Below are 12,292 nucleotides of genomic sequence, written 5' to 3' on the forward strand. Positions count from 1 at the left end.
ACGGCCCGGCTGCGCACAGCCGGGCCGTTTTTATTTGCCCAATACCGGACGTGGCTACTTCACCGCCCGGCCGGCGCGGCTTTCCACTGCAGTAGGTGCGTGTCGCAGCCCAGGCCGTTGATGTTCATGCGAAACGTACCCTGAGCTACGGTCTTGCCGGTAAACCGGCCCTGCAGGTCGTAGCGCCAGGCGGTGCTACCGCCCTGGGGCGGCTCGACCAGGGCGCCCTTCACCTGTCCGTTCTGAACTGTAAAGCTGCCGTCGGGCCCCACGGTGGTTTGCTCCAGCTTGCCGCCGCAGCGCCAGTAGCCGCTGAAGGTGAGCTGGCTGATGCGCTTGCCATCGGCCGAGACCACGAAGCTGAGCTTGTCGCCTTTCATGCCGTTACTGATGGTGCCCTGCCATTGGGTACCCTTGCCTTTGGGCGGCGCGGCCACTACGGCTACGGCCAGCAGCAGGGGGAAAAGTAGAAGTCGAAGCATACGGTGAGGTGGTGCGGAAACGAGGGGCCTAAAGTATCGTTCTTTCTGTACCTCGCCAAGTGGTTTCAGAGAGTTCTGCTAGGTTGCTGCTGCAAGCCTATATTAGCGGGCCCACCCTTGGGAACCTGTTTATATGTCTTTCTCCGATGCGGCTTCTCACCATCCTGTTGCTGTTGTTGTCCGGCCCAATTACAGCTGCCTGGGCTCAGCCCCCGCTTGCGCCCTTATGGCGGCAGCAGTACTTCCCGACGCAATTTCCTGACGTGAGTACGGTTGTAAAATGTACTACCGGCGGCTATGTACTCATCGGCTTTTACGGTCCCAATCAAACCAGTGCAACCTCCAAGGTGCGCTTGGTGCGTACGAATCACCAGGGTGACACTACCTGGACCAAGCAATTTTCTACCTCGCTAAGTAGCCTGGCTCTGTCTACTGAACTTCCCGACTTTAAAATCCATGCTGCCGAAGATGCTCAGGGAGCTGTGGTAGTTGCTGCCAGCAACGGTGTGATAAAATGCAGTGCCCTGGGCGATACGCTCTGGACCCGCCGTTTTTCTTTCACTGCCAGTACACCTAGTCTCATCCAACCATCTGAAATCTTCGTGGCGCCGGATGGAAATTATGTCATGACCTATACCGAGCATACTGCAAGACTTGGGCAAGCTGTTACTCACCAAGCTATTAAACTAAGCGCCAACTCCGGGCAAACCATTTGGTCGCAAGACTTGCTACCGCTGTCAGTTAGCCCTTTCCGGTTTAGGAATTGCCTGGCGCAGCGAGCAGGGGGCTACGCACTTCTGGTAGCTGAGCATGCGACTTTTCCCAATAAGCTACTCCTTATCAGCGAAGCCGGTTCCGCAATGTCGAAGCCCCTGCCTCAGGTGCTTGACCAAGGTGCTTTTCTGATGCATTCATCTCCCGATGGCACCGTGGTTCTGGCGGGTCACAGAGGCGCTGCGCGGCTTGCAGCAACCGGCGACACCATTTGGACGCGGCTTACTACTAGCAGTTTCACTCCCTTGCGATACTTACAATTTATTAACGAAGACTCTCAGGGGAATATCATATTGACATCCTTTTACGAATATATTGGCCAAGGGACACGCACTCAGGATCAGTATATCACCCGCTTTAACCGTACCGGCCGGGTAGTCGATTCCCGGCGGCTGCTGCCTACAAAACCTAGGAATACAAGGGCCAATGCATGCGTATTCCCTACCTCTACCGGCAGCTACGTTATTGGCGGTAATCTGGATGAGTTAACCCTGATGGAAGTGCAGAGTTGGGCACCACTCAGCCAGCAACCTGCCCTCAATGGGAAAGCTCAGCACGCATTGCAGGTTTATCCCAATCCCGCAACTGGCCCAGCCGTAAGCGTTACTCTGCCCGCCGTAGCGGAAGAAGGCCAGCTTCAACTGCTCGATTCTTTCGGCCGCATACTTTGGCAGCAAAACAGCGCCGGCGGCAAAGCTGTCAATGTCCCACTAACCCAATTGCCCAGCGGACTGTACCTGCTGCAGTATAATACCCCTCACGGTAAATGGGTTGGCCGCATGGCCCGTCCGTAAGCGCCGTAGTGTCAAAAAGCGCGCGGCCACGCTTTACCGCTGACAGGTAAAGCGTGGCCGCGGCGTTTCTGGCACCTGACCTAGAGCTAGCTCTGCTTACGCGGCTTCTTCGGCCGACTCAGCCTTTTCCTCGGCGTACTTGCTGATTTTCAGTTCCTCGGCCAGGAAGCGGGCCGTGTGGCCTTTCTTCACCTTGGCCACCTGCTCGGGCGTGCCCTGGGCCACGATGGTGCCGCCGCCCGCCCCGCCCTCGGGCCCCAGGTCGATGATGTGGTCGGCTACCTTAATCAGATCCAGGTTGTGCTCGATGATGAGCACGGTATTGCCCTTGTCGGTAAGCTTCTGCAGCACGTCGGAGAGGTGGCGGATGTCCTCAAAGTGCAGGCCGGTGGTGGGCTCGTCAAGGATGTAGAAGGTCTTGCCGGTGTCCTTCTTGCTCAGCTCGGTGGCCAGCTTCACGCGCTGGGCTTCGCCGCCCGAAAGCGTGGTAGCCTGCTGACCCAGCGTAATGTAATCGAGCCCCACGTCGTTGAGGGTCTTGATCTTGCGCAGGATGCGGGGCTGGTTCTCGAAGAACTCCACCGCCTTTTCGATGGTCATGTCGAGCACGTCGGTGATGCTCTTGCCCTTGAAGCGCACTTCCAGCGTTTCGCGGTTGTAGCGGCGGCCCTTGCAGGTTTCGCACTGCACGTGCACGTCGGGCAGGAAGTTCATCTCGATGGTGCGGATGCCGGCTCCCTCGCAGGTTTCGCAGCGCCCGCCCTTCACGTTGAAGGAAAAGCGCCCGGGACCGTAGCCGCGAATTTTGGCCTCGGGCAGGTTGGCGTAAAGCTGGCGGATTTCGGTGAACACCCCCGTGTAGGTGGCCGGGTTCGAGCGCGGCGTGCGCCCGATGGGCGACTGGTCCACCTCAATCACCTTGTCGATCAGCTCCAGGCCTTCAATGCTGCCGTAGGCCAGCGGCTCGCGCTTGGCGTTGAAGAAGTGCTTGTTGAGGATGGGGTAGAGCGTGTCGTGAATGAGCGAGGACTTGCCCGAGCCCGACACGCCCGTGACGGCCACCAGCTTGCCCAGCGGCACCTTCAGCGTCACGTTCTTGAGGTTGTGGCCCTTGGCCCCCTTCAGCACCAACTCGGTGCCTTCGCCGGTGCGCTTTTTCTTGCGCAGCTCAATGTGCTTTTCGCCGCTCAGGTACTGGGCCGTGAGCGAGCCGCTGCGCATGAACTCCTCGGGAGTGCCCTCGGCCACCACGTGCCCGCCGTGAATGCCCGCGCCGGGACCGATGTCGAGCACGTGGTCGGCGTGCTGAATCATGTCCTTATCGTGCTCCACCACGATGATGGAGTTGCCCAGGTCGCGCAGGTGCTTGAGGGCGTTGATGAGCCGCTCGTTGTCGCGCTGGTGCAGACCGATGCTGGGCTCGTCCATGATGTAGAGCACGCCCACCAGCTGGGTCCCGATTTGGGTGGCCAGGCGAATGCGCTGCGACTCGCCGCCCGAGAGCGTGCGCACCGAGCGGTGCAGGTTCAGGTACTCCAGGCCCACTTCCAGCAGAAAGCCGATGCGCTTGCGGATTTCCTTGAGCAGTTCGCGGGCAATCAGGTTCTGCCGCTCGCTCAGGCGCTCCTCCAGCCCCTCAAACCAGCGGGCCAGCTCGCCAATGTCCATCACCGACAGCTCGCCGATGTGCTTGTCGGCCATGCGGAAGTGCAACGACTCTTTCTTGAGGCGGTAGCCGCGGCACTCGGGGCACTCGGTGGCCTGGGTGTACTGCTGAATCCACTCGCGGATGTTTTCCGAATCGGATTCCATCTGCCGGCGCAGGAAGGGAATAATGCCCTCGAACGGCTCGGAGTAGGTAGCTTTCTTTTTGTCGTCGGCATCCTCGTCGGCCTCGATGCCGTGCAGCAGGCGCTGCACCAGCTCGGCCGGCAGCTTCTCGATGGGCGTGGTCAGCGAAGCCTTGTTCTTTTTCAGAATCAGGTTCATCTGCTGGAAAATCCAGATGTCGCGGTACTCGCCCAGGGGCGCAATGCCGCCGCGGCTGATGCTGAGCTTGGGGTCGGGCATCACCGATTCCTCGGTAATCTGCTGAATCTCGCCCAGGCCGTTGCAGGTGGGGCAGGCGCCGTAGGGCGAGTTAAACGAGAAGGTGTTGGGCGCCGGGTCGTCGTAGGCAATGCCGGTGGCCGGGTCCATCAGAAAGCGCGAGAAGAACTGCGTCTTGTTGGCGGCCGGGTCGAGCACCAGGGCCGTGCCCTTGCCGTGGGTCAGCGCGTTCTGCATCGAACCGGAAAGGCGGAACCGGTCTTCCTCCTTCACCACCAGCCGGTCGATGACGATTTCGATGTCGTGGATCTTGTAGCGGTCCACCTGCATCTTGCTGGTGATGTCGAGCAGCTCGCCGTCGACGCGCACCTTGGTGAAGCCCAGTTTGGCAATCTGCTGAAACAGCTCGCGGTAGTGGCCCTTGCGGCCCTTTACCACGGGCGCCAGCACCACCAGCTTCTGGTCGGCGTAGTGCTTGAGGATGTAGTTGATGATCTGGTCGTCCGACTGCCGGATCATCTTCTTGCCGCTGGCGTAGCTGAAAGCCTCGGCGGTGCGGGCGTAGAGCAGGCGCAGAAAGTCGTAAATCTCGGTGATGGTGCCCACCGTGGAGCGGGGGTTGCGCGAGGTGGTTTTCTGCTCGATGCTGATAACCGGCGACAGGCCCTCAATCTTGTCCACGTCGGGGCGCTCGAGCCCGCCCATGAACGAGCGGGCGTAGGCCGAAAACGTCTCCATGTAGCGGCGCTGCCCCTCGGCGTAGATGGTATCGAAGGCCAGGCTGGACTTGCCCGAACCCGAGATGCCCGTGAACACCACCAGCTTGCCGCGGGGAATCCGGGTGGATACGTTCTTGAGGTTGTGCTCGCGCGCGCCGTACACCTCGATGAACGGGGCCTCGATGGTGGCCGCCGAAGCGGGGGCCGTAGCCGCGCCGTTGCCACCGACCGGGCGTGGGGGCGCGGCCTCGAGGGCTACCACGGCCGTAGCGGCGCTGGTTCTTTTCTTCGGCGTCGCCGGAGCTGCGGCCTCGGCCGTCGATTTTTTCTTAGCCATGCAATGCGTAGCGAATAAGCCCGCGAAAGTACGTTAAATGCCCTGCCGGACGCCAGCCTCACCCGCTTATTTGCCAGTGAATTTAGCCTGCCCGATGCCGGGCATGCAGAAGGCAGTAACCGCCGCGCGGGGGTTTTCGTTCGGTGGTTTGCTAGTGTCCTTAGGCGGCGACAAGGCGGCGGCCTTCCTGGTACGCGCCCACCCGCCGCTGGTTTGGCCTTGTTCTTGCCCCGGCCGCTCCCGGGTACTCCCCTCACCTTTCTTCCGACTTCCCATGAAACGTCTTCCCCAATTCCTGTTTGCCGCCCTGCTGCTGCTCGGCGCCGGCGGCGCGGCTACCCCCGCCCAGGCCCAGGTTACCGTCAACATCGTGCAGCCCGGCTGGGGCCCGGCGGTGCCGGCCGGCGCGCAGTACTACTACGTGCCCGAGTACGGCGGCTACTACGACCTGCGCGCCCAGCGCTACATCGTGCAGCGCGACGGCAAATGGCAGCGCCTGGCCACGCTCAGCGGCTACAACCCCGGCACTTTCCACCCCGTGGTTATCGACTACATCGGCGCCACGCCCTGGGTGAAAGTGAAGGAGCACAAAACCAAGTACGGCCACCCCCACGGCATGCCCCCCGGCCAGGCCAAGAAGATGCGCGGCACCTACGTCCGCCCCGTCAACGGCGTAGTAGTGGATGAGCGCGGCAAGGGCAACGGCAACAAGCACGCCGGCCACCCCGGTAAAGGCAACGGCAACGGGAAGGGCAAAGGCAAAAACTAGCTGCTCCCCCGTTGGTTATCCCCGCAACGGCCGCTACCCGGGTAGCGGCCGTTGCTGTTTGTATAGGGCACCTTAAACCTGCCACATCATGAGCTACCGCCCCATCAGTTGCTCGTTCTACGACGAGCTGGAAGCCCGCGCTACCCTTCGGCAGCCCTGCACCCTCACCTACCGCCCCGCGCCCGCCGCGCCGCCCAGCACCTACCACGGCATCATTCAGGACCTCTACCTCCGCGACCGGGTGGAATACCTGCGCCTGACCGATGGCTTCGAGCTGCGGCTGGACCATCTGCTGGCCGTCGACGACAAGCAGCTGCGCGATTACTGCTGAGCCGGCGGTACCGGCTCCCCGGGCTGTAGGCCAGCTGGTACATACCAGTGGGCATGGACGATTATTTATGCCAGCAACTGGCATAATGAACTATCAGCCGTGGCTTATTTATGTCAGGGTGGGGCATAAATACTTGCTCATGCGCTACTATTTATGCCTGGTGTGGCGCTTTCGGCAGCGGCTCCATCAGGGGGCCGCTGCTGCGTTGCTAAGGATGTTGTCCAGCAGCAAGCGCATGGAAAAAGCCAGTCATACTGCGCCCGCGAAGTATCTCTACCGGAAACCTCCACCCGGCCCCGGTTCGCTTGATGCGCGAAGCCTTAGGGAAAGGGGAGCCAGGCGAGCGGGAGAGATACTTCGGCTACGGCTACACCTTCGCTCAGCATGACGGGCTGGGGCCTCGGCAGCACGGGCTGAATGCTACGGTTACTTATGGGCGGCTTAAACGTAGTGGTGCCACGACTTTGGAGTCGTGGCACCACTGCAATCGTCCCCGAAATCCGCGAACTGAAGGAAGGCGAAGCCAAATCCGAAAGAACCCGCGAAAATCCGTGGTTTAGAATTCCGCGTTCTTGGGAAAGCGCGGAAAGGGAATCACGTCGCGGATGTTGGCCATGCCGGTTACAAACAGCACCAGGCGCTCGAAGCCCAGGCCGAAGCCCGAGTGCGGGGCCGAGCCGAAGCGGCGCAGATCGAGGTACCACCACAGCTCGTCGGCGGGCACGTGCAACTCCTGCATGCGCTGCTCGAGCTTTTCCAGGTTTTCCTCGCGCTGCGAGCCGCCGATGATTTCGCCGATGCCGGGGAAGAGCACGTCCATGGCGCGCACGGTGCGGCCGTCCTCGTTCAGCTTCATGTAAAACGACTTCACCTCTTTGGGGTAGTCGGTGAGGATAACCGGCTTGCGGAAGTGCTTTTCCACCAGGTACCGCTCGTGCTCCGACTGCAGGTCGGTGCCCCAGTCGACCGGGAATTCAAACTTCTGCTTGGCCTTCTTCAGGATGTCCACCGCCTCGGTGTAGGTCAGGCGCTGAAACTCGTTGTCGACCACGAACTGCAGGCGCGCGAGCAGCTCCTTGTCGTACTGCTCGTTGAGGAACTGCAGGTCAGCGGGGCACTTCTCCAGGGCGTAGCGCACCAGGTACTTGAGGAAGTCCTCGGCCAGGTCCATGTTGTCCTGCAAATCGAAGAAGGCCATTTCCGGCTCGATCATCCAGAACTCGGCCAGGTGACGGGCCGTGTTGCTGTTCTCGGCGCGGAAGGTGGGTCCGAAGGTATACACCTTGCCCAGGGCCATGGCGGCCACTTCGCCCTCCAGCTGCCCCGATACGGTGAGGTTGGTGGACTTGCCGAAGAAGTCTTCCTTGTAATCTACTTTCCCGTCGTCGGTCAGCGGCGGGTTCTGGTCGGGCAGGGTCGTTACGCGGAACATCTGGCCGGCGCCCTCGGCGTCGGAGCCGGTGATGATGGGCGTGTGCACGTAGTAGAAGCCGCGGTCGTTGAAGTACTGGTGCACGGCGAAGGCCAGCGCGTGGCGCAGGCGCAGCACCGCCCCGAAGGTGTTGGTGCGGGGGCGCAGGTGGGCAATTTCGCGCAGAAACTCCAGCGAGTGGCCTTTCTTCTGCAAAGGGTAAGTTTCGGGGTCGGCCTTGCCCAGCACCTCGATTTCAGTGGCCTGCACTTCTACGGCCTGGCCCTTGCCCTGGGAGGCTACCAGCTGGCCGCGCACGGCCACGCAGGCGCCGGTGGCCACGTCCTTCAGCGTTTCTTCCGGGAAGCTTTCAGCGGCGGCTACTACCTGCAGATTATGGATGGTCGAGCCGTCGTTGACGGCAATGAACTGCACGTATTTGTTGCCGCGGCGGGTGCGCACCCAGCCTTTCACGAGCACTTCGCGGTCCAGCTCCTGGCTGGACAGCAGCGCCTCTACGCTTGATCTTCTGACGGACATTGGCTTACCGATGAAATGGAGCCCGCAAAAATAGTCGGCCCGGCCGGACAATTTGCCTAGCCGCGCCGGAATCCTGCGGGCCCGGGGGCGGCCCTGGCGGGAAGGCGCCGGCCTGGCACCCGACCCAGACCCAATTGCACCAACCTTTCCGCCAAATCTGAAGTACACAAACGGCTATCTTTGGCTGAAGCCGCCACTGCTTTTCGGCCCGCGCCGCCCGCGTTTTTGCTATGCAACGACTTGACATGAAACAGCTTCTCTCGCAGAAGCTGTCCCCCCAACAGATACAGTTCATCAAGCTGCTCCAGATTCCCACTGCCGAGCTGGAGATGCGCATCAAGGAAGAGCTGGAGATGAACCCGGCCCTGGAAGAAGGCGACGCCGAGGAAGCCGACCTGGCCGACGAGGACCAGGACGACGAGTTCGGCGACGACGCGGACGACAGCACCGACGACGAGCCGGCCGAGGGCGAGGAGTACGACAACCAGGAAAACATTCTCGACGAGGACTTCGAGGAGCCCGCCGAGCCCGAGCTGGAGCTGCCCAAGGAGGAAACCGCCGAGGAAGTCAAGGACAGCGACGACCTGGACCTGGACGACTACCTCGACGACGACGAAATTGCCGGCTACAAGATGCAGGGCGACAACGGCGGCGACGAAGAGGAGCGCGACATGCCCCTGGCCGACACCGGCTCGACGCTGACCGACTCGTTGTTTGAGCAGCTGCGCTTTCTCGACCTCGACGAGCGGCAGGAAGCCATCGGCAGCCAGCTCATCGGCTCCATCGACGCCGACGGCTACATCCGCCGCGATTTGTCGGCCATTGCCAACGACCTGGCCTTCTCGCAGAACATCGAAACCACGGAGGAGGAAATCGAGCAGGTGCTGCGCCTGATCCAGACTTTCGACCCGCCCGGCATTGGCGCCCGCGACCTGCGCGAGTGTTTGCTGCTGCAGCTCGACCACCGCCCCCACGACGAAGTGGTGGAGCACGCCCAGCGCATCCTGATGGACACCTTCGAGGAGTTCACCAAAAAGCACTACCAGCGCATTCAGCAGAAGCTCGACCTCGAAGACGAGGAAATCAAGGACGCCATCGGCCTCATTCTCAAGCTCAATCCCAAGCCCGGCGGCTCGGGCCCGGTGGGCGGCGGCCGGGTGCAGTACATCATTCCCGACTTCCTGCTCAACAACGAGAACGGCGAGCTGCGCCTGACCCTGAACGCGCGCAACGCCCCCGACCTGCGCGTGAGCCGCGACTACCAGGAGATGTTCCAGGCCTACGACAAGGGCGCCAAGAAAGATAAGAAGCTCAAGGAGGCCGTCACCTTCGTCAAGCAGAAGCTCGACGCGGCCAAGTGGTTTATCGACGCCATCAAGCAGCGCCAGAACACCCTGCTGCGCACCATGGACGCCATCGTGCGCTACCAGCACGAGTTCTTCCTCGACGGCGACGAGAGCAAGCTCCGCCCCATGATCCTGAAGGACATTGCCCAGGAAATCGGCATGGACATCAGCACCGTGAGCCGGGTGGCCAACTCCAAGGCCGTGCAAACCGAGTTCGGCATTTACCCGCTCAAGTACTTTTTCTCCGAGGGCATTGCCACCGACTCGGGCGAGGACGCCAGCAGCCGGGAGGTGAAACACATCCTGAAGGAAATCATCGAAGCCGAGGACAAGCGCCGCCCCCTCTCCGACGACAAGCTGGAAAAGATGCTCAACACCCGCGGCTACAACATTGCCCGGCGCACCGTGGCCAAGTACCGCGAGCAACTCAACATTCCCGTCGCCCGCCTGCGCAAAGAGCTATAATCCAATTAATTAATAATTATCAATTCATAATTATTAATTGAAAACCCGCCTGGCTACGGCCCTTTCCGTGCTGCTGCACCCGCTGCTGCTGCCCACGTATCTGGTGGCGCTGCTGTGCTACGCGTTTCCCGGAGGGCTGGAGCTGCCGACCGGGCTGGCATTCCGGGGCGAGCTGGTGCTGCGGGTCTGGGGGCTCACCTTCGCGCTGCCCGGGTTGCTGGTCGGCCTGCTGCAGCTCCGGGGGCACATCACCTCGGTCGAGCTCTACGAACGGCGGCAGCGCCCCCTGCCGCTGCTGATTGCGGCGCTGGCCTTTGGGGCCGCCACTCTGCACCTGAGTACCCTTCCCCACGCCGGCGCACTGGCCCACGTGCTGCTGGTCATGACGCTTTCGGCGCTGCTGACGCTGATTATTACCCTGGCTTGGAAAATCAGCGCGCACGGCATGGGCATGGGCGGGGCTATTGGGCTATTCGCCGTGCTGGGCCTAAGCCAGCGGCTGCCGCCGGCACAAGCCGCGCTGTGGCTGCTGGGCACGCTGCTGCTGAGCGGTGCCGTAGCCTGGGCTCGGCTGCGCCTGAAAGCGCACTCGCCGGCCCAGGTGCTGGCCGGCCTGGCCTTGGGCACCGGCGTAGTCGGCCTGCTGACCTTGTACGAGTGGCCGACCGTTGCCTACACGCCCTGAATCAGCGCGGCGCGGTCATTTCCTGCTGCACCAGCTGCTGCACGGCGGGCTGGTCGTAGTCTTCCTCGCGCTGAATGTGGGGCATGAGGCGGGCCATGATGGCATCCTGCCGCTGGCCGTTGGCCCAGGCATCGTGGTAGGGCGTGTGCGAAAACGTCACCTGCGAGTACAGCGGCAGCCACTGGTCGGGGTACTGGGCCGATATTTTGGCCTCGATCTTCTTTTGCAGCAGGAAGCGCGGATCAGCCACCCGGTCGCGCATCTCCACGAAGTTGTACACGGCCAGGTCGGCAATGGCGTCGGCGTTGGGCTTGCGCTGCTTTTGAAAAGCCCCGAAGATGGCCGACCAGTCGTTGCCGTGGGCATCGAGCAGCTGGTTGAGCACGGTGCAGTCCTCGAAGCCCGCGTTCATGCCCTGCCCGTAGAAGGGCACGATGGCGTGGGCCGCGTCGCCTAGCAGCAGCACGTCGTCGTCGAACGCCCAGGGAAAGCACTTCACCGTGACCAGCGAGGCCGTGGGGTTGTGGAAGAAGTCCTGCTCCAGCTCGGGCATCAGCGGCAGGGCATCGGGAAACACCCGCCCAAAAAAGGCCCGCACCTGCTCCGGCGTCTGCAGCGTGGCAAACGACTCGTCGCCCTCGAAGGGAAAGAACAGCGTGCAGGTAAACGAGCCGTCGAGGTTGGGCAGGGCAATCATCATGTAGCGCCCGCGCGGCCAGATGTGCAGGGCGTTTTTCTCCAGCTGCCAGCTGCCGTCGGCCCCCGGGGCAATGGTCAGCTCCTTGTAGGCGTACTCCAGGTACGACTGCGAGTAGTCGAAGCGGTCGGTTTTCTGCAGGGCCCCGCGCACGGCCGAAAAGGCGCCGTCGGTGCCAAACAGGCGGCGGAACGTTACCCGCTGCTGCTCCCCCGAGTCAGCGTCGCGCAGCAGCAGCTCGCGGCCGCGCAGGTTCACGTCGAGGCACTGCTGCCCGAAGTGCAGGCGCACGCTCGGCTCGGCCTCGGCCAACTCCAGCAGGCGGCGGTTCAGCCCGCCCCGCGACACCGAGTAGATGGCCTGCCCGGGCTTGCCGTAGGGTTGGTGCGTAAGATTGCCCTGCACGTCGTGCATCACGCGGCCGTACATGGGAATGGCCACCTCGCGCACGGCCTCGGCCACGCCCACGCCCTCCAGGGCCCGCCAGCCGCGGTCCGACAACGCCAGATTGATGGAGCGGCCGACATCGGCGCCGGCGCGGCGCGGGTCGGCGCGGCGCTCGTACACATTTACGGGGTAGCCGCGGCGGGCTAGGTACAGGGAAAGCAGGGAACCGACCAAGCCCGCGCCCATCACCGTCATCGGCTCGGCCGAGGCAGCGGGGGCGGTAGCGGAGAAGTTTGTCATAGAAGAACGGCAGTGCCGGTACGCGAAAATACGGGTAGCAGGAGCCTAATGTAGCGCGTTTGCGCCATCTGACACCGGCGGCCGCTCAGCCGGTCCATTTAGTGGCCGGTTTACGCCAAAGCAGGCTTCCCCCGCTGCCAGGGCCCATTTGCGCTACCGAACTCAGATACAGCAACTTGTATATTTTTGGTTGTGGTTGTATTTTT

General features: G+C 62.2%; 9 protein-coding genes. 5 read left to right on the forward strand and 4 right to left on the reverse strand.

The features are described 5' to 3' along the window. Positions 1-59: 59 nt before the first annotated feature. Complete coding sequence (locus ACE191_RS12695) at positions 60-482, reverse strand: hypothetical protein (RefSeq protein ID WP_400192604.1); 423 nt, start codon at positions 480-482, stop codon at positions 60-62. 146 nt (positions 483-628) lie between these two features. Here ACE191_RS12695 and ACE191_RS12700 point away from each other — a divergent pair, with 146 nt between their 5' ends. Then, on the forward strand, positions 629-2,050 hold the full coding sequence (locus tag ACE191_RS12700) for a T9SS type A sorting domain-containing protein (RefSeq protein WP_400192605.1): 1,422 nt from the start codon (positions 629-631) through the stop codon (positions 2,048-2,050). Between the two features lie 96 nt (positions 2,051-2,146). Here the strand turns inward: ACE191_RS12700 and uvrA are convergent, their stop codons facing one another. Further along, on the reverse strand, positions 2,147-5,155 hold the full coding sequence (uvrA, locus tag ACE191_RS12705; RefSeq protein WP_400192606.1) for an excinuclease ABC subunit UvrA: 3,009 nt from the start codon (positions 5,153-5,155) through the stop codon (positions 2,147-2,149). A gap of 274 nt (positions 5,156-5,429) precedes the next feature. On the opposite strand from uvrA, the gene ACE191_RS12710 reads away from it, so the two are divergent. Together ACE191_RS12710 and ACE191_RS12715 are read left to right on the forward strand one after the other, a co-directional pair. Continuing rightward, positions 5,430-5,924, forward strand: coding sequence for a hypothetical protein (locus ACE191_RS12710; protein WP_400192607.1), 495 nt, complete (start codon positions 5,430-5,432; stop codon positions 5,922-5,924). Positions 5,925-6,012: 88 nt separating this feature from the next. After that, positions 6,013-6,255, forward strand: coding sequence for a hypothetical protein (locus tag ACE191_RS12715; protein WP_400192608.1), 243 nt, complete (start codon positions 6,013-6,015; stop codon positions 6,253-6,255). A gap of 556 nt (positions 6,256-6,811) precedes the next feature. Here the strand turns inward: ACE191_RS12715 and asnS are convergent. After that, entirely contained in the window at positions 6,812-8,206 is a 1,395-nt protein-coding gene (asnS, locus tag ACE191_RS12720) for an asparagine--tRNA ligase (RefSeq protein WP_400192609.1), read from the reverse strand. 230 nt (positions 8,207-8,436) lie between these two features. Here asnS and rpoN point away from each other — a divergent pair, with 230 nt between their 5' ends. Together rpoN and ACE191_RS12730 are read left to right on the forward strand one after the other, a co-directional pair. Further along, the gene (gene rpoN, locus ACE191_RS12725) at positions 8,437-10,017 is read left to right on the forward strand and encodes an RNA polymerase factor sigma-54 (protein WP_400192610.1); all 1,581 of its coding nucleotides are present in this window, start codon (positions 8,437-8,439) and stop codon (positions 10,015-10,017) included. A gap of 37 nt (positions 10,018-10,054) precedes the next feature. Continuing rightward, positions 10,055-10,702 (forward strand): hypothetical protein, encoded by a 648-nt coding sequence (locus tag ACE191_RS12730; protein ID WP_400192611.1) that lies wholly within the window; start codon positions 10,055-10,057, stop codon positions 10,700-10,702. Between the two features lies 1 nt (position 10,703). On the opposite strand, the gene ACE191_RS12735 is transcribed toward ACE191_RS12730, so the two are convergent. Beyond that, positions 10,704-12,086: an FAD-dependent oxidoreductase gene (locus ACE191_RS12735; RefSeq protein ID WP_400192612.1), complete on the reverse strand. Its 1,383-nt coding sequence runs from the start codon at positions 12,084-12,086 to the stop codon at positions 10,704-10,706. Between the last annotated feature and the right edge of the window lie 206 nt (positions 12,087-12,292).

The sequence above is a fragment of the Hymenobacter sp. B81 genome, assembly GCF_044628455.1.
Classification (GTDB): Bacteria; Bacteroidota; Bacteroidia; order Cytophagales; family Hymenobacteraceae; genus Solirubrum.

Coding starts and splice junctions, on each gene's coding strand:
- ACE191_RS12695 (WP_400192604.1), bottom strand. CDS start 482: ATGCTTCGACTTCTACTTTTCCCCCTGCTGCTGGCCGTAGCCGTAGTG.
- ACE191_RS12700 (WP_400192605.1), top strand. CDS start 629: ATGCGGCTTCTCACCATCCTGTTGCTGTTGTTGTCCGGCCCAATTACA.
- uvrA (WP_400192606.1), bottom strand. CDS start 5,155: ATGGCTAAGAAAAAATCGACGGCCGAGGCCGCAGCTCCGGCGACGCCG.
- ACE191_RS12710 (WP_400192607.1), top strand. CDS start 5,430: ATGAAACGTCTTCCCCAATTCCTGTTTGCCGCCCTGCTGCTGCTCGGC.
- ACE191_RS12715 (WP_400192608.1), top strand. CDS start 6,013: ATGAGCTACCGCCCCATCAGTTGCTCGTTCTACGACGAGCTGGAAGCC.
- asnS (WP_400192609.1), bottom strand. CDS start 8,206: ATGTCCGTCAGAAGATCAAGCGTAGAGGCGCTGCTGTCCAGCCAGGAG.
- rpoN (WP_400192610.1), top strand. CDS start 8,437: ATGCAACGACTTGACATGAAACAGCTTCTCTCGCAGAAGCTGTCCCCC.
- ACE191_RS12735 (WP_400192612.1), bottom strand. CDS start 12,086: ATGACAAACTTCTCCGCTACCGCCCCCGCTGCCTCGGCCGAGCCGATG.